15 protein-coding genes are annotated in these 16,137 nt (G+C 64.9%); 9 read left to right on the top strand and 6 right to left on the bottom strand.

Annotated features, from left to right (window positions below; genetic code table 11):
- Window positions 1–71: 71 nt before the first annotated feature.
- Window positions 72–290 (top strand): DUF1127 domain-containing protein, encoded by a 219-nt coding sequence (locus ACODS9_RS24075; RefSeq protein ID WP_031316004.1) that lies wholly within the window; start codon window positions 72–74, stop codon window positions 288–290.
- Between the two features lie 71 nt (window positions 291–361).
- A complete protein-coding gene (locus ACODS9_RS24070; protein ID WP_489094925.1) occupies window positions 362–1,582 on the top strand; it encodes a winged helix-turn-helix domain-containing protein in 1,221 nt (406 codons plus the stop codon).
- Here ACODS9_RS24070 and ACODS9_RS24065 read toward each other — a convergent pair.
- Entirely contained in the window at window positions 1,563–2,909 is a 1,347-nt protein-coding gene (locus ACODS9_RS24065; RefSeq protein ID WP_038705662.1) for a class II 3-deoxy-7-phosphoheptulonate synthase, read from the bottom strand. The genes ACODS9_RS24070 and ACODS9_RS24065 overlap by 20 nt on opposite strands.
- 116 nt (window positions 2,910–3,025) lie before the next feature.
- Between ACODS9_RS24065 and ACODS9_RS24060 the strand changes: the two genes are divergently transcribed.
- Both ACODS9_RS24060 and ACODS9_RS24055 read left to right on the top strand, forming a co-directional pair.
- Window positions 3,026–3,781, top strand: a complete 756-nt coding sequence (locus ACODS9_RS24060) for a spermidine synthase (protein ID WP_023630401.1) — start codon at window positions 3,026–3,028, stop codon at window positions 3,779–3,781.
- Window positions 3,782–4,106: 325 nt separating this feature from the next.
- Window positions 4,107–5,789 carry a DEAD/DEAH box helicase gene (locus ACODS9_RS24055; RefSeq protein WP_038705663.1) on the top strand — a complete coding sequence of 561 codons (1,683 nt, stop codon included), beginning with the start codon at window positions 4,107–4,109 and terminating at the stop codon, window positions 5,787–5,789.
- Window positions 5,790–5,924: 135 nt separating this feature from the next.
- Here ACODS9_RS24055 and ACODS9_RS24050 read toward each other — a convergent pair whose 3' ends face one another.
- On the bottom strand, window positions 5,925–6,677 hold the full coding sequence (locus ACODS9_RS24050) for a DODA-type extradiol aromatic ring-opening family dioxygenase (protein ID WP_401110052.1): 753 nt from the start codon (window positions 6,675–6,677) through the stop codon (window positions 5,925–5,927).
- Window positions 6,678–6,778: 101 nt separating this feature from the next.
- Here ACODS9_RS24050 and ACODS9_RS24045 point away from each other — a divergent pair, with 101 nt between their 5' ends.
- On the top strand, window positions 6,779–7,429 hold the full coding sequence (locus ACODS9_RS24045) for a thiopurine S-methyltransferase (protein ID WP_489094924.1): 651 nt from the start codon (window positions 6,779–6,781) through the stop codon (window positions 7,427–7,429).
- Between the two features lie 59 nt (window positions 7,430–7,488).
- On the opposite strand, the gene htpX is transcribed toward ACODS9_RS24045, so the two are convergent.
- Entirely contained in the window at window positions 7,489–8,376 is an 888-nt protein-coding gene (gene htpX / locus ACODS9_RS24040; RefSeq protein WP_038705666.1) for a protease HtpX, read from the bottom strand.
- Window positions 8,377–8,604: 228 nt separating this feature from the next.
- The gene (locus tag ACODS9_RS24035; RefSeq protein ID WP_046856559.1) at window positions 8,605–9,816 is read right to left on the bottom strand and encodes a pyridoxal phosphate-dependent aminotransferase; all 1,212 of its coding nucleotides are present in this window, start codon (window positions 9,814–9,816) and stop codon (window positions 8,605–8,607) included.
- A 167-nt stretch (window positions 9,817–9,983) separates the two neighbouring features.
- On the opposite strand from ACODS9_RS24035, the gene msrB reads away from it, so the two are divergent.
- On the top strand, window positions 9,984–10,379 hold the full coding sequence (gene msrB / locus ACODS9_RS24030) for a peptide-methionine (R)-S-oxide reductase MsrB (protein WP_367856714.1): 396 nt from the start codon (window positions 9,984–9,986) through the stop codon (window positions 10,377–10,379).
- A 12-nt stretch (window positions 10,380–10,391) separates the two neighbouring features.
- Window positions 10,392–10,880 (top strand): glutathione peroxidase, encoded by a 489-nt coding sequence (locus ACODS9_RS24025; protein WP_046856557.1) that lies wholly within the window; start codon window positions 10,392–10,394, stop codon window positions 10,878–10,880.
- Here the strand turns inward: ACODS9_RS24025 and ACODS9_RS24020 are convergent.
- Window positions 10,870–13,224, bottom strand: coding sequence for a response regulator (locus tag ACODS9_RS24020; RefSeq protein ID WP_489094923.1), 2,355 nt, complete (start codon window positions 13,222–13,224; stop codon window positions 10,870–10,872). The two genes, ACODS9_RS24025 and ACODS9_RS24020, sit on opposite strands and share 11 nt — an antisense overlap.
- Before the next feature lie 186 nt (window positions 13,225–13,410).
- On the opposite strand from ACODS9_RS24020, the gene ACODS9_RS24015 reads away from it, so the two are divergent.
- Entirely contained in the window at window positions 13,411–14,298 is an 888-nt protein-coding gene (locus tag ACODS9_RS24015; protein ID WP_489094922.1) for an ATP-binding protein, read from the top strand.
- Window positions 14,299–14,781, top strand: coding sequence for a GAF domain-containing protein (locus tag ACODS9_RS24010; RefSeq protein WP_046856554.1), 483 nt, complete (start codon window positions 14,299–14,301; stop codon window positions 14,779–14,781).
- Between the two features lie 84 nt (window positions 14,782–14,865).
- Here the strand turns inward: ACODS9_RS24010 and ACODS9_RS24005 are convergent, their stop codons facing one another.
- Window positions 14,866–15,633: a hypothetical protein gene (locus ACODS9_RS24005; RefSeq protein WP_401110038.1), complete on the bottom strand. Its 768-nt coding sequence runs from the start codon at window positions 15,631–15,633 to the stop codon at window positions 14,866–14,868.
- Window positions 15,634–16,137: the final 504 nt, after the last annotated feature.

Here is a 16,137-nt window from a genome sequence, read left to right as displayed (position 1 = left end):
ATCAGAAACATTCGTTGGATTGATCTTAGGCCTGGGACGAGACTGGAGCCATCCACAAGGAGGGCGTCATGATGAAAGGTCATTTCAACGTAGCTCACCAACCGGCCGCATCCCTGGGCCATCTGTGGCACGACGCCAGCGGGCTGGTGCTGCGCTGGTTCGAACTGCACCGCCAGCGTGACGAGCTGGCGCGTCTGAGCGATGCCACGCTGCACGACCTGGGGTTGTCGCGGGCGGATATCCAGCAGGAGGCCGACCGGCATTTCTGGGAGGACCCGTTGCGTAAATGAAGGTGGTTACAATCGCGGGGCTTGCCCCGCGATTGCGTCTTTAATGTCTGGACACCAGACGGAGCCACCTCATGTCCTTCCAGTTGTCCCTCGCCCAGGCCCGCCGCCTGGCCTTGTCCGCCCAGGGCTTTGGCAAGTCGCCCGCGCAGCCGCCGACCCTCGCCAATCTCAAGCGCATGCTCCAGCGCCTGGGCGTGGTGCAGATCGACTCGGTCAATGCCCTGGTGCGCTCTCATTACCTGCCGTTGTTCTCGCGCCTTGGCGACTATCCAGCCGACCTGCTGGACCAGCTCGCCTGGGGCAAGCGCCGCCAGCGGCGGCTATTCGAATACTGGGGGCATGAGGCGTCGTTGCTGCCGCTGGAGCTCTACCCGCTGATGCGCTGGCGCATGGCCGACGCCGCCGACGGCAAGGGCATCTACCGGCAGCTGGCGACCTTTGGCCGGGAGCGGCGCGAGGTCATCGACCGGGTACTGGCTGCCGTGCGCGAGCGCGGCGCGTTGGGTGCAGGCAGTCTGTCGACCCGCGAGGAACGCGCCGGCCCCTGGTGGGACTGGAGCGAAGAAAAGCACGCGCTGGAATGGCTGTTCGCCGCTGGCGAGGTCACCGTGGCCGGGCGTCGCGGTTTCGAGCGCCTGTACGACCTGCCCGAGCGGGTGCTACCAGCGGAAATCCTCGATCAGGCCCAGCCCAGCGAGGCTGAAGCGCACCAGGGCTTGCTGCTGCACGCGGCCGGCGCCCTGGGCGTGGCCACCGAACAGGATCTGCGTGATTACTTTCGCCTCTCGCCGCAGCAGAGCAAGGCCGCCCTGGCTGTGCTGGTCGAGGACGGGCGCCTGCAGGCCTGCGCCGTGCAGGGCTGGAAACAGCCGGCCTATGTCGCGGATGTGCCACGGATTCCCCGGCGTATCGAAGCCAGCGCCTTGCTCTCGCCGTTCGATTCGTTGGTCTGGGCGCGGGATCGCACCGAGCGCCTGTTTGATTTCCGCTACCGCCTGGAGATCTACACTCCCGCGCACAAGCGGGTGTACGGCTACTACGTGCTGCCGTTCCTGCACGACGGGCGCATCGCCGCGCGCCTGGACCTGCGTGCCGAACGCGCCCACGGACGCCTGGCAGTGCATGCGGTGCACGAAGAGGCGATGGGGCTGGACGAGGCGGGCTACCAGGCGTTGGCGCTCAGCCTGCAGAAGCTGGCCAACTGGCTGGGCCTGGCGCAGGTGCAGCTCAACTGCCCCCGCGCCGAGGGCAGCCGGCTGCGTCAGGCGTTGCTCAGCGGCGTACCTGCTTGAGGGTTTCGGCGATCAGGAAGGCCAGTTCCAGCGATTGGTCGGCGTTCATACGCGGGTCGCAGTGGGTGTGGTACCGGTCGGAGAGCGCGTCCTCGGTGATCGGCCGGGCGCCGCCAATGCACTCGGTGACGTTCTGCCCGGTCATCTCGATATGGATGCCACCGGCGTGGCTGCCCTCGGCCTGGTGCACCTGGAAGAACTGCTTGACCTCATCGAGGATCTGCGCGAAGTCGCGGGTCTTGTAGCCGCTGCTGGCCTTGATGGTGTTGCCATGCATTGGGTCCGAGCTCCACAGCACCTGGCGGCCCTCGCGCTGCACGGTGCGGATCAGCCCCGGCAGGTGGTCGCCGACCTTGCCGGCGCCCATGCGCACGATCAGGTTCAGGCGGCCCGGGTCGTTGTCCGGGTTGAGCACGTCGATCAGGCGGATCAGCTCCTCGGGGTTCATGCTCGGGCCGACCTTGACCCCGATCGGGTTGTGCACGCCGCGCAGGAACTCGACGTGGGCGCCGTCGAGCTGGCGGGTGCGGTCGCCGATCCACAGCATGTGCGCCGAGCAGTCGTAGTAGTCGCCGGTCAGGCTGTCGCTGCGCACGAAGGCTTCTTCATAGTTGAGCAGCAGCGCTTCGTGGGCGGTGAAGAAGCTGGTTTCGCGCAGTTGCGGCGCCGTGTCCAGGCCGCAGGCGCGCATGAAGGCCAGGGTTTCGTCGATGCGGTTGGCCAACTGGTGATACTTGTCGGCCAGCGCCGAGTTGGCGATGAAATCGAGGTTCCACTTGTGCACCTGGTGCAGATCGGCAAAGCCACCCTGGGCGAAGGCGCGCAGCAGGTTGAGGCTGGCGGTGGCCTGGTGGTAGGCCTGCAACAGGCGCTCGGGGTCGGGAATGCGGCTTTTCGCGTCGAAGCCGATACCGTTGACGATGTCGCCACGGTAGGCGGGCAAGGTGACGTCGCCAATGGTTTCGTCGTTGGCCGAGCGTGGCTTGGCGAACTGCCCGGCCATGCGCCCGACCTTGACCACCGGGCAGCCGGCGGCGAAGGTCATGACAATGGCCATCTGCAGCAGCACCTTGAAGGTGTCGCGGATCTTCGCCGCGGAGAACTCGGCGAAGCTCTCGGCGCAGTCGCCACCCTGCAGCAGGAACGCCCGACCCTGGGTCACCTCGGCGAACTGCCGGCGCAGCTCGCGGGCTTCGCCGGCGAACACCAGCGGCGGGTAGCTGGCCAGGGTCTGCTCCACCTTCAGCAGGTGCGCGGCGTCGGGGTAGATTGGTTGCTGCTGGATCGGCAGGGTGCGCCAGCTGTCAGGGGTCCATTGTCGGGTCATTGCAAGCTCTATCCATAAGTGTCGTTAAGGCCTGCCAGCCATGGTACGCCCGCGCGTGCTTGTTGCACCACCGGCATTGGCGGACAATGGCGGTTTTGCGCGGGCAGGTGGTAGGGATGGCGACGGAGCGGGAAGAGCGGCTGCTGGCACGGGTCGAGGATGCCTTTGGCGTCATCAGCGTGTACGAGGTGGATGACTATCGCTTCCTCGAGTTCGGCGACGCCATCGAGCAGAGTTGCACCTTCACCGCCGACCCCAGCTGGCTGGAGTACGACTACACCCGCGCCATGCTGGTTGGCGCGCTGTGCCACGAACAGCCGGAAAGCGCGCTGTTCCTCGGCCTTGGCGCCGGCACCCTGACCCAGGCCTGCCTGAAGTTCCTGCCGCTGGAGGACGTCGAGGCCATCGAACTGCGCCCGGACGTGCCGCGCCTGGCCATGGAGTTCATGGGCCTGGACGACGATCCGCGGCTGTACGTGCGGGTAGGCGACGCCCTTGAGCTGCTGCCCAGCGCCGAAAAGGCCGACCTGCTGTTCGTCGACCTGTATACCGACTATGGCCCCGGCGTCGGGCATCTGGCCTGGGGGTTCCTGGAAAACTGCCAGAAGCAGCTCAACCCAGGGGGCTGGCTGGTGATCAACCAGTGGGCCGGGGACGATGGCAAGCCACTGGGCGCGGCCTTGTTGCGCGGGCTGTACCATCGCCATTACTGGGAACTGCCGGTGAAGGAGGGTAACGTGATCCTGCTGGTGCCGGCGGACCTGGAGCAGACGCTGGATATCGATGCCGTGCGGGCGCGGGCCGCAACCTTGGCGCCGCAGCTGGGGTACTCGCTGGAGTACCTGATCAAGGCCATCCGCCCGGCGACCTGAATGGATGAGGGCAGCGCTGAGCCCGCGGGGAAACGATTCAGCCTGGATCCAATCCAATACTTGATCCTAGAAATATTTCTCACAGTTCATGGCGGATTCGGGTATAGTACGCGCCGGTCTTTTAGCGGACCTCGAATCAGGTGGTGCAAATCCTCCGAACCCAGCTTCGGCTGCGCGTCCGCTAGTCGGACCTTCCCAAGATGTTCCTTTTTCAATCGTTTTCGCAAATCCCCGCCGCCAAAACTGCCTGGGTGACCGCTTGGTCTTTCAAGGCATGTGCAGTTTTGGAGCATGGGTCTTTGCGGATGCACCTAGAGGCAGACCCATGACCCAGGAAACCGGCGGATTCGCCGCTCTCGATCTCAATCCGAATATCGTTGCTGCTGTTCTGGCCACCGGCTACGAAGAGCCTTCGGCTATTCAGCATCAGTCGATCCCGATCATCCTCGCCGGTCACGACATGATCGGCCAGGCGCAGACTGGCACCGGCAAGACCGCTGCCTTCGCCCTGCCGATCCTCAACAAGATCGACGTGAGCAAGCGCGAACCGCAAGCCCTGATCCTGGCGCCAACCCGTGAGTTGGCGCTGCAAGTAGCCACCGCTTTCGAAACCTACGCCAAGCAGATGCCGGGCGTTAACGTGGTGGCTGTCTACGGTGGTGCCCCGATGGGCCCACAACTGCGTGCCATTCGTAACGGCGCGCAAATCGTCGTGGCCACCCCTGGCCGCCTGTGCGACCACCTGCGCCGCGACGAGAAAGTCCTGTCCACCGTTCAGTACCTGGTACTCGACGAAGCCGACGAAATGCTCAAACTGGGCTTCATGGACGACCTCGAAGTGATCTTCGACGCCATCCCTGCAACCCGCCAGACCGTGCTGTTCTCCGCCACCCTGCCGGCCTCGATCCGTGCCATCGCCGAGCGCCACCTGCGCGAGCCGAAGCACGTCAAGATCCAGAGCAAGACCCAGACCGTGACCGCGATCGAGCAGGCCCACCTGATGGTCCACGCCGACCAGAAGATCCCGGCCGTGCTGCGCCTGCTGGAAGTGGAAGAGTTCGACGCGCTGATCGCCTTCGTGCGTACCAAGCAAGCCACCCTGGACCTGGCCGCCGCCCTGGAAGCCAAAGGCTACAAGGCTGCCGCGCTGAACGGCGACATCGCCCAGAACCAGCGTGAGCGCGTGATCGACTCGCTCAAGGATGGCCGCCTGGACATCGTCGTCGCCACCGACGTCGCTGCCCGTGGTCTGGACGTACCGCGTATCACCCACGTGTTCAACGTCGACATGCCGTACGATCCGGAGTCCTACGTGCACCGTATCGGCCGTACCGGCCGTGCCGGTCGCGATGGCCGTGCGCTGCTGCTGGTCACTCCGCGTGAGCGCCGCATGCTGCAGGTGATCGAGCGTGTCACCGGGCAGAAGGTTGCCGAAGCCCGCCTGCCTAACCCGCAGGCTGTGCTGGACGCACGCATCAAGAAGCTGACCAAGAGCCTGGCGCCACTGGTGGCCGAGTCCGAGGCCAGCCATGGCGAGCTGTTCGACCGCCTGACCGCCGACCTGGGTTGCAGTGCCCGTGCCCTGGCTTCGGCCCTGCTGCGCAAGGCCACCAATGGCCAGGCGCTGGACTTGGCTTCGGTAGAGCGCGAGCAGCCGTTGGTGCCGACCCACACTCCGCGTGAGCGCAGCACTGGCGAGCGTACCGAGCGTGGTGAGCGCAGCGACCGTGGTGACCGCGAGCGTCGCGCGCCGATGCCGCTGGCTGAAGGCCGCGTGCGTTGCCGTACCGCCCTGGGTGCCCGTGACGGCATCGCCGCCAAGAACCTGCTGGGCGCTATCCTCAATGAGGGTGGCCTGGCGCGTGATGCCATCGGTCGTATCCAGGTGCGTGACAGCTTCAGCCTGATCGAGCTGCCGGAAGACGGCCTCGAGCGTCTGCTGACCAAGCTCAAGGACACCCGCGTGGCCGGCAAGCAGCTGAAGCTGCGCCGCTACCGCGAGGACTGATCCTGGCGCTGCAATGAAAGATCCCCGGCCTAGGTCGGGGATTTTTTTTCGCAGTTTTCCACTTCAGCAGGCTTTGGCACGCCCCTGTGGGAGCCGGCTTGCCGGCGATAAGGTCAGTGCAGGCGCTGCCGGAGCTCAATCAAACCTGTAGATATCCATCCCCAGCGCCCCCAGCGTGAATCCCTGGTGCACGATGCCAAACCGCTCGCCAGCCCCCATGGCGAAGAACAACGGCAGCAGGTGCTCGTCACTGGGATGATTGCGCACTGCAAACGGTGCCTGGCGCCGATAGTCCACAAGCGCCGCCTCGTCTCCCGCCTTCAACTGCTCCACCACCCAGTCGCGAAACGCCAGCGCCCAGGGCTCGACCGCATCCGGCCCGGCATGCCAGTCCAGCTCACCCAGGTTATGGGTGATGCTGCCCGAGCCGATCAGCAGGATGCCTTCCTCACGCAGCTGCGCCAGCGCCTGCCCGACCTTCAGTTGCAGGGCGGGGCCGGCCTGGCTGGGCAGCGACACCTGGACTACCGGAATCTCCGCCTGCGGATACATCAGCGACAGCGGTACCCAGGCTCCGTGGTCGAAAGGCCGTTGTTCATCCAGGTGGGCGCCGAGCAACCCGGCCAGCCGCTGCGCCAGTGCCGGTTCGCCGGGCGCCGGGTAGTGCACCGCGTACAGGGCCGGCGGAAAACCATGGAAGTCATGCCAGGTTTGCGGACGTGGGTTGCTCATCACCAGCAGTTCGCGGCTTTCCCAGTGCGCCGACACCACCACGATCGCCTTCGGGCGGGGCAGGGCGCGGGCCAGCGCGGCCAGGGCCGGGCCGCTGGCGCCGGGTTGCAGGGCGAGCATGGGTGAGCCATGGGAAATGAACAGGCTGGGCAGCATGGTGGGGTCCTGGCAGGTAAGATGCTGCCATCTTCGATCAGCCTTCGATCGAGATCCAATATAAGTTTTCACAGTATTTTATCGAAAAACCGGGAGGGATCATGGAGCCAGCGTTCTGGCACAAGCGGTGGGCGGACAACCAGATCGGCTTTCACCAGGCTCAGGTGAACCCGTACCTGCAGGCGCACTGGCCGGCGTTGGGGCTGGCCTCGGGCGCGCGGGTGCTGGTACCGCTGTGTGGCAAGAGCCTGGACATGCTCTGGCTGGCCGCGCAAGGGTATCGGGTGCTGGGTGTGGAGCTGTCGCGGCGGGCGGTGGAGGATTTCTTCGCCGAGCACGGGCTGTTGGCGCAGGTGACGCAGCACGGGGGCTTCGAAGTGTGGCGCAGCGACGAGGTGGAGCTGTGGTGCGGCGATGTGTTCGCCCTGCGTGCCGAGGATCTGGCTGATTGCGCGGGGGTGTACGACCGGGCGGCGTTGATCGCCTTGCCTGAGCCGATGCGCGAGCGCTACATGGCATTGTTGGGCGAGCAGTTACCAGCGGCCTGCCGCGGCCTGCTGGTGACCCTCGACTACGACCAGGCCGTGATCGACGGGCCGCCGTTCTCGGTGCCGGACGCTGAGGTGCGGGCGGGGTTTGCCGGGTGGCGGGTCGATGAGGTCGAGGCGCGGGAGATTCTCGACGAGAGTCCGAAGTTTCTCAAAGCTGGTGTCGAAAGTTTGGTTGAGCGAGTCTACAGCGTTCGGCGTTGAAGCCACGCGGGGCAATGAAAAAGGGCGACCGAAGTCGCCCTTTCTTGTTGCTGCCTGGATCAGCCGCGACGGCGCAGGGCGTCGATGCGGTCTTCCAGCGGCGGGTGGCTCATCAGCAGTCCGGCCAGGCCATGCTTCAGGCCGCCGTTGATGCCGAAGGCCTTCATCGTGTCGGGCATGTGCACCGGCAGGCCCTGCTCGGAGCGCAGGCGCTGCAGCGCGCCGATCATCGCGCCGGTGCCGGCCAGGTGGGCGCCGGCTTCGTCGGCGCGGAACTCGCGGCGGCGCGAGTACCACATGACGATGATGCTGGCGAGGATGCCCAGCACCAGCTCGGCGACGATGGTCGCGATGAAGTAGGCGATACCGTGGCCTTCTTCGTTCTTGAAGATCACCCGGTCGACGAAGTTGCCGATGATGCGGGCGAAGAACATCACGAAGGTGTTCACCACGCCCTGCACCAGCGCCATGGTGACCATGTCGCCGTTGGCCACGTGACCGATCTCGTGGGCCAGCACCGCGCGCACTTCATCGGGCGAGAAGCGCTCCAGCAGGCCCTGGGACACCGCCACCAGCGCGTCGTTGCGGTTCCAACCGGTGGCGAAGGCGTTGGCCTCGTAGGCCGGGAAGATGCCTACCTCGGGCATCTTGATGCCGGCCTCGCGGGACAGCTCCTCGACGGTCTGCAGCAGCCACTGCTCGTGACGGGTGCGGGGTTGGGTGATGATCTGGGTGCCGGTGGTCATCTTCGCCATCCACTTGGAGATGAACAGCGAGACGAGCGAGCCAGCAAAACCGAACACGGCGCAGAAGACCAGCAGCTGGCCGAGGTTGAGGTCAACCCCGTTGGCGGCCATGAACCCGTTGAAGCCGAACAGGCTCAGGGTAATGCTTGCAACCAGCACCACCGCGAGGTTGGTGGCTACAAACAACAGAATGCGCATCATGGTTGTTACGTTCTCCTGACGGATGAGTTTGTTGCGTACTGCGGGGTATATAAGGGGGAGGGCGCTGCTATTCAACCGGGCGACTATTTCAAACTGTGTACGCGAGGAGTATGGCAGAGGATGCCGTGAGGGCTGTGGGGTAGAGCGTTGCAGGATGTAAGGCAAAAGCATCGCAAGGCAAGTCGCATCGGCGTACCGATGCGACTTGCCTCGCGATGGCGATATCGCTTACTGCGAATAGGTGCGCAGGAAGTTGCCGATACGCCCGATCGCCTGTTCCAGGTCATCCACCCGCGGCAAGGTCACCACGCGGAAGTGGTCCGGCCACGGCCAGTTGAACGCCGTGCCCTGGACGATCAGCAGCTTCTCCGACAGCAGCAGGTCGAGCGCGAATTTCTCATCGTTGAGGATCGGGCAGACCTTCGGATCGATGCGTGGGAAAGCGTACAGCGCGCCCATCGGCTTGACGCAACTGACCCCGGGGATTTCGTTGAGCAGCTCGTAGGTGCGGTTGCGCTGCTCCAGCAGGCGGCCCGGTGGCAGTACCAGGTCGTTGATGCTCTGGTAGCCGCCCAAGGCGGTCTGGATGGCGTGCTGGGCCGGCACGTTGGCGCACAGGCGCATGTTGGCCAGCATGTCGATGCCTTCGATGTAGCTCGTGGCGTGGTGCTTGGGCCCGGAGATGATCAGCCAGCCGGAGCGGAAGCCCGCCACCCGGTACGACTTGGACAGGCCGTTGAAGGTCAGGCACAGCAGGTCCGGGGCCAGCGACGCGGTGCTGATGTGCACGGCCTCGTCGTAGAGGATCTTGTCGTAGATCTCGTCGGAGAACACCACCAGGTTGTGCTGGCGCGCCAGCTCCAGCATGCCCAGCAGCAGCTCCTTGGAGTACACCGCGCCGGTCGGGTTGTTCGGGTTGATGATCACCAATGCCTTGGTGTTCGGGGTGATCTTGGCCTTGATGTCGTCAAGGTCCGGGAACCAGTCGGCCTGCTCGTCGCACAGGTAGTGCACCGGCTTGCCGCCGGCCAGGCTCACCGCGGCGGTCCACAGCGGGTAGTCGGGCGCCGGGATCAGCACTTCGTCGCCGTTGTTGAGCAGCGCCTGCATGGACATGACGATCAGCTCGGACACGCCGTTGCCGAGGTAGATGTCCTCGATGGTGACGCCTTCGATTTCCTTTTGCTGGCAGTACTGCATCACTGCCTTGCGCGCGCTGAACAGGCCCTTGGAGTCGCTGTAGCCCTGGGCGGTGGGCAGGTTGCGGATGACGTCCTGGAGGATCTCGTCCGGCGCCTCGAAACCAAACGGCGCCGGGTTGCCGATGTTCAGCTTGAGGATGCGATGGCCTTCCTCTTCCAGGCGTTTGGCGTGCTTGAGCACTGGGCCGCGAATGTCGTAGCAGACATTGGCGAGCTTGTTCGATTTGCTGAACTGCATGATGAGATCCCGAGTGAGAATACGCGCCGCCTTCTTTCGAAAGGTTTGAAAGGGCGGGAACCGGGTGCCAGACTGGCTGCCTTGCACACGAAGCCAACTAATATACGTGCCACCCGCGCCAGGGAAAAGCCGGTGCGAGGTGAAATTCAGCCTGCCGAGGTCCCACCATGCAAAAGATCGACAAAACCCTGGACGAATGGCGCGCCATGCTCGATCCGGCCCAGTACCAGGTGTGCCGCCTGAAAGGCACCGAGCGGCCGTTCAGCGGCAAGTACAACAGCGAGCGCCGCGACGGCGTCTACCACTGCATCTGCTGCGACCTGCCGCTGTTCGCCTCCAATGCCAAGTTCGATTCCGGCTGCGGCTGGCCGAGCTTCTACGAGCCGATCGAAGAGGCCGCGATGATCGAGATCCGCGACACCTCCCACGGCATGATCCGCACCGAAGTCACCTGCGCCCAGTGCGACGCCCACCTGGGCCATGTATTTCCCGACGGCCCGCCGCCGACCGGGCTACGCTACTGCATCAACTCGGTATGCCTGGACTTCAAGCCACGCGATTGACGGAGAGCGAACATGGCCGATGCGCTGCTGGACATCCCCTGCGTCACCCTTGGCGGTGAGCAGAAAGTGCTGGGCGACTTCGCCGGCAAGGCGCTGCTGGTGGTCAACACCGCCAGCCAGTGCGGTTTCACCCCGCAGTACAAAGGGCTCGAGCGCCTGTGGCAGGACTATCAGCGCCAGGGCCTGGTGGTGCTGGGCTTCCCCTGCAACCAGTTCGGCAAGCAGGAGCCGGGCGACGCCCGGGAGATCGCGCAGTTCTGCGAGCTCAACTTCGGCGTGAGCTTCCCGCTGTTTCGCAAGATCGAAGTCAACGGCCCCGGCGCCCACCCGCTGTTCGCCGAGCTCAAGCGCCGCGCACCGGGCCTGCTGGGTACGCAGAAGATCAAGTGGAACTTCACCAAGTTCCTGGTCGACCCGCGCAGCGGCAAGGTCACCCGCTTCGCCCCGACCACCAAGCCCGAGGCGCTGAAAGCAGCGATAGAGCCGCTGCTCAACCGCTGACCGGCACCCAGTGCTCGATCAGCGCCAGCAGTTCCTCGCGCCGGAACGGCTTGGCCAGGTAGTCGTTCATGCCCGCGGCGCGGCAGCGTTCGCGCTCCTCGGGCATGGCGTTGGCGGTCAGCGCGACGATCGGCAGCTCCGGCCAGCGGCTGCTCTGGCGGATGCGCCGGCTGGCCTCGTAGCCGTCCATCACCGGCATGTTGCAGTCCATCAGCACCAGGTCGAAGCTGTCCCGTTCCAGGTAGTCAAGGGCCTCCTGGCCGTGGGCGGCCACCTGCACCTGGCAGCCGAGCTTGCCGAGCATGCCCTTGGCCACCAGTTGGTTCACCGGGTTGTCCTCTACCAGCAGGATGCGCGCCCGCAACTCGCGCGAGGCCGGCACCTCGTGGGGCAGCGGCGCATTGGGCTCCCCTTGCAGGGTGCGGCGTAGCGTCTGGTACAGCGCATTGCGCGCCAGGGGCCGGGCCAGCTGCTGCAAGGGTTGCAGTTGCTCGGCCTGTTCGGCAGGCAGGAAGTTGCCGTAGGCGGTCACCAGCAGGATCGGCGCCGCGATGGCCGGGCGCAGGTCGAGCACGTGTTCCAGGTCGTCGGTGATCAGCAGGTCGACCTGCAGGCCAGCCAGTGCGCTGGCGTCTTCATGGCGCACGTATTGCAGCCCCCAACGCGGCAGCAGCCCTTGCAGCAGCTCGGCCAGGCCGCTGCCGGGGTTGCCCAGGGCCACCACGCGTCCGCTTATTGCCGCTGGCGGGATCGCCTCGGTATGCGCCGGTAGTGGCAGGTCGGCGCTGAAACGGCTGCCGAAGCCGGTTTCGGAATGAATATGCAGATGCCCTTGCATGGCCTTGCACAGGTTGCGGGTCAGGGCCAGGCCCAGCCCGGTGCCGCCGTATTGGCGGGTGATACCCGCGCCGGCCTGGGTAAACGGCTGGAAGATCCGTGCCTGGGCCTCCTCGGGGATGCCGATGCCGGTGTCGCTGACTTCAAGGCGCACGCCGCCGACGATGCTGCTCAGGCGTACATCGACACGCCCGAAGCGGGTGAACTTGAGCGCGTTGGACAGCAGGTTGCTGACGATCTGCCGTACTCGCGTCGGGTCGCCCAGCACCGTGCTGGGAAAGTCCGGGGCGATCAGGCAGGTCAGCTCGACACTGGGCGCGGCATTCTGTGACAGCAGGTTGGCGGTGTCCTCGACCATCGCCCCGAGGTCGAACGGGATGCGCTCGAGCTCCAACTGGCCGGCGTCGAACTTCGACAGGTCGAGGATATCGTTGAGCAGCTCCACCAGCACCTTGCCTGAGTCGTGGGCGATCGACAGCTGCTGGCGCTGCTCGGCGGCCAGGCCGCTGTCCAGCGCCAGGGCGATCATGCCCAGCATGCCGTTGAGCGGTGTGCGGATCTCGTGGCTCATGTTGGCCAGGAAAGCGGCGCGGGCCTGGGCCATGTCCAGGGCGCGCTGGCGCGCTTCGTCCAGCTCCTGGTTGGACAGGCTCAGGCGGCTGTTGCTGGCCTTGAGCTCGTTGGTACGGGCCGAGACGATATCTTCCAGCTCGTTGAGGTACTGGGTCAGGCGGTTCTCGGCGGTGCGCCGCTGCTGGATCTCGGTGGCCATGCTGACGAACTGCTGGTTGGCGACCCGTACCAGCACGCCGATCTCGTCGTTCTCGTGGCCCTTGGGGCAGTCCACGCGGTTCTGCCTGGGCGTGCGTGCATCGTTGCCGCTGAGCGCGCCGATCACCGTCACCAGCGGCTTGGTCAGCATCAGGTAGAACAGCGCCAGGAGAATACCGGTGAGCACCAGGCTGCGGGCGAAGCCGTTGACCAGGGTGACCCCGGCGCGGTCGAGGAAGCGCCCGCCGAAGGCGTAGGTATCGACGTCCAGGTACAGGGTGCCGAGGTATTCCTCGGGCATATGGGCGAGGAACAGCCGGTCCTGGAACACCCGCTGCTCGCCGAACAGGAAGTCCGACAACGGCCGGTAGCGGCTTTCCATGCGTGGCCGCTGCACGTCGGCCAGTACAGTGTCGTTGTTGTCGATCAACCGCGCACGGATCAGCGCCGGGGATTTCAACAGCCCGCCGGTCAGCTCCTGGGCCAGCTCGGTGTCGATGTTGTAGGCGATGCGCGAGGCCGTGTCGTGGCTGATCTTCAGCAGCGCCTGAATTTCACGGTTGATGGACGCGTCTTCGCTGGCATAATCGATGCCGATCTGGATGAGACTGAGCAATGTTCCCAGGATGAAGCCGACCAGGACTGTCAACCGGGCTTGCTTGTAGGACAGGCGATTGGTGAACTTGATATCCATGGGTCCCAAGCCGGTTACTTGCTCCGTGCGCTGCGCAAGCATAGCCGATCAGCCCTGGCTGCTGGCGGGTCTGTCTGTTCATTTCAGTTGATCGTCGATTAAGGGCCGTTGCGCGCCCCATCGCCGGCAAGCCGGCTTCCATAGGTGATCACTCTTCACTGTGGGAGCCGGCTTGCCGGCGATGGGGCGCGCAGCGGCCCCAAAAAACTGAAATCAATAGGAGTCGCCATGGACGCCCGCCTTACCGCTTTTCTCGACCGCGCCGAATCGGTCCTCGCCCGCCTCGAACCCCTGCTGCCTGCCCCGCGCCCGGACATCGACTGGAGCCGCACCCTCGCCGCCCGCTGGCAGCGCGATGGCCGCAGCGGCTACCTGATGCCGCTGGAGGTCAGCCTCGACATCCGCCTGTCCGACCTGATCGGCGTCGACCAGCAGCGCGAGCAGTTGGGCCGCAACACCCACCAGTTCATCAACGGCCTGCCAGCCAACCATGCCCTGCTGTGGGGCTCGCGCGGCACCGGCAAGTCGTCGCTGGTGCGCGCGCTGTTGGCCGAGCACGCAGGCCAGGGCCTGCGCCTGATCGAGATCGAGCGCGACCACCTGGCCGACCTGCCGCGGGTGGTCGAGCAGCTGCACAAGCTCGAGCAGCGCTTCATCCTGTTCTGCGACGACCTCTCGTTCGAGGCCGGGGAGGGCGACTACCGGGTGCTCAAGAGCGTGCTCGACGGCTCGCTGGAGCAGGCCCCGGACAACGTGCTGCTGTACGCCACCTCCAACCGCCGCCACCTGGTGCCGGAGAAGCAGAGCGACAACGAAAACTGGAAGATGGTCGACGGCGAGCTGCACCCCAACGAAGCGGTGGAGGACAAGATCGCCTTGTCCGACCGCTTCGGCCTGTGGCTGTCGTTCTACCCGTTCAGCCAGGAGCATTTCCTCAACGTGGTCGAACACTGGATCGGCCAGCTGGCGCGCCCGGCCGGGCTGCACTGGCAGCGTGACGAAGCGCTGGACATCCTCGCCGTGCGCTGGGCCACTGGCCGCGGCAACCGTAATGGCCGTTGTGCCTATCAGTTCGCCCGCTACTGGGTCGGGCTGCAATTGCTGGAGCAGAAATAAATGATCGACCTCAACGCCAGTGGCCAAGGCCTCGACGGCTACGACCTGCTGGCCGCGCAAGTGCAGGCGCTGTTCGCCGACGAGCGTGACTTCATCGCCAATGCCGCACAGTTCTCGGCGTTTCTCTACAACCAGGTGGAGGACTTGAACTGGGCGGGCTTCTATATCAACCGCAACGAAGAGCTGGTGCTCGGCCCGTTCCAGGGCCAGGTGGCCTGCGTGCGCATTCCGTTCAGCCGTGGCGTGTGCGGCGCCGCGGCGGCCACCCGCAGCACCCAGCGAGTGGAGGACGTGCATGCCTTCCCCGGGCATATCGCCTGCGACAGTGCGTCGAACAGCGAGTTGGTGATTCCGCTGGTCAAGGCGGGCAGGCTGATCGGCGTGCTCGACCTGGACAGCCCGAAGCTGGCGCGCTTCAGCGCGGCCGACCAGGCGGGGCTGGAGCGCCTGGTCGAGGTGTTCCTCGAGTTGACCGACTGCTGAAATGAACAAGGGGCCTGCGAAGGCCCCTTGTTCTTGGATGTTACAGCGTGAAAGCGAGCTTGCCCCGCGACAAGGCCAGCACTGTCAGTCGTAGATCACCTTCTTCTTCCAGGTCTCGTCCTCATCGGTCTTGAGCCCCTGGGTCAGCGCGTTCTGGTCGTTCTCCGCCGGCTCCATCTGGTCCAGCACCTGGGCGTTGGCCCGGTTCAGCAGTTTCTCCATGTAGGTCAGCTGCTCTTCGTACTGCTTGGGCTCCGGCTGCTTGCGCAGGTACTGCACGCCACGCTCGAAGGCCAGGCGCGCCTGGCCCGGCTGGTTCTGCTGCAGGGCCTGCTGGCCGAGGTTGTTGAAGAACTCGATATGCAGCAGCACCAGGATATGGCGGATCTCCTTGACCCAGTACTTGCCTTCGTTGGTCGCCAGGAAGCCTTCCTGGGTGGCGCGCACGATCTGGTTGTGCAGCAGCTCGAGCAGAAAGCGCACGTCCTTGGCCTTGACCTCGGTATGGATCGGCGCGGGCGGGTTGCTCACCGGGATCTTGTCGCCCAGTGCGATCAAGCCTTCCAGCTCGGCGATGCGCGCCTTGAGGTCGCCGCTGTGTTTGTCCAGGGCCAGCTGGCGCTGGTTGAGGTTCAGTTCGAGGCGGGTCAGCAGCAGCTTCAGCGCGGGCGTCATGAACTGCCCGGGGAAGGTCTCGGTGATCTCGCCGCAGCGGCGCAGGCGGTCGGCCAGTTCGACCTTGAGCCGTGCACGCTCGAGCTTGCCGTTTTCGACCACATTGTTCAGGTAGCCGATCACGATCAGCAGCGCGATACCTGCAACGATAAGCAGGGTGATCAGAAGTGGTGTCACCGTTAACGCCTCATGAAGAAGTTTTGCATCTATCGAGAGTGTAGTGAGTCCGCCCGAAAGCGAACAGTGCAGCCCGGCGGAACAGTCCAGCGTTCCCTTGAGTCTGTGAAGCATCCGTGGGAGCGGCGGTGCGCCGATGCGACTTGCCACGCGATCAGGCCCTCAAGCCTTGCCTATATGTATCGGCCCGTAATCCAAAATCTACAGATGCTGGCACATCGCTACGAGCTTGCCGAGCCGGCGTCAGAAAAGCAACGCCAATCCCCGGACACATCCTGCATCACTGCCCATGACGACGGGAAGTCATTGATTTAAATAAATTTCTACAAAGGGGTTGACGACCTTGCGAGGCATCCATAGAATGCGCGCCACTTGCAGCGTAAAGCACACAGCGAAACGCGGCAGGGAGTGAAAGCAAGCAGTACTTTAATAGGTAATGCGAGCAGCGTGTCCCCTTCGTCTAGTGGCCTAGGACACCGCCCTTTCACGGCGGTAACAGGGGTT

The sequence above is a fragment of the Pseudomonas sp. FG36 genome (assembly GCF_057809275.1).
Note: the sequence above shows the minus strand (reverse complement) of the source record. Positions and strands in the feature narration are given on the sequence as shown.

What these genes read in the sequence shown, in the direction of transcription:
- ACODS9_RS24075 (WP_031316004.1), top strand. Translation starts at nt 72, where the DNA reads ATGAAAGGTCATTTCAACGTAGCTCACCAACCGGCCGCATCCCTGGGC.
- ACODS9_RS24070 (WP_489094925.1), top strand. Translation starts at nt 362, where the DNA reads ATGTCCTTCCAGTTGTCCCTCGCCCAGGCCCGCCGCCTGGCCTTGTCC.
- ACODS9_RS24065 (WP_038705662.1), bottom strand. Translation starts at nt 2,909, where the DNA reads ATGACCCGACAATGGACCCCTGACAGCTGGCGCACCCTGCCGATCCAG.
- ACODS9_RS24060 (WP_023630401.1), top strand. Translation starts at nt 3,026, where the DNA reads ATGGCGACGGAGCGGGAAGAGCGGCTGCTGGCACGGGTCGAGGATGCC.
- ACODS9_RS24055 (WP_038705663.1), top strand. Translation starts at nt 4,107, where the DNA reads ATGACCCAGGAAACCGGCGGATTCGCCGCTCTCGATCTCAATCCGAAT.
- ACODS9_RS24050 (WP_401110052.1), bottom strand. Translation starts at nt 6,677, where the DNA reads ATGCTGCCCAGCCTGTTCATTTCCCATGGCTCACCCATGCTCGCCCTG.
- ACODS9_RS24045 (WP_489094924.1), top strand. Translation starts at nt 6,779, where the DNA reads ATGGAGCCAGCGTTCTGGCACAAGCGGTGGGCGGACAACCAGATCGGC.
- htpX (WP_038705666.1), bottom strand. Translation starts at nt 8,376, where the DNA reads ATGATGCGCATTCTGTTGTTTGTAGCCACCAACCTCGCGGTGGTGCTG.
- ACODS9_RS24035 (WP_046856559.1), bottom strand. Translation starts at nt 9,816, where the DNA reads ATGCAGTTCAGCAAATCGAACAAGCTCGCCAATGTCTGCTACGACATT.
- msrB (WP_367856714.1), top strand. Translation starts at nt 9,984, where the DNA reads ATGCAAAAGATCGACAAAACCCTGGACGAATGGCGCGCCATGCTCGAT.
- ACODS9_RS24025 (WP_046856557.1), top strand. Translation starts at nt 10,392, where the DNA reads ATGGCCGATGCGCTGCTGGACATCCCCTGCGTCACCCTTGGCGGTGAG.
- ACODS9_RS24020 (WP_489094923.1), bottom strand. Translation starts at nt 13,224, where the DNA reads ATGCTTGCGCAGCGCACGGAGCAAGTAACCGGCTTGGGACCCATGGAT.
- ACODS9_RS24015 (WP_489094922.1), top strand. Translation starts at nt 13,411, where the DNA reads ATGGACGCCCGCCTTACCGCTTTTCTCGACCGCGCCGAATCGGTCCTC.
- ACODS9_RS24010 (WP_046856554.1), top strand. Translation starts at nt 14,299, where the DNA reads ATGATCGACCTCAACGCCAGTGGCCAAGGCCTCGACGGCTACGACCTG.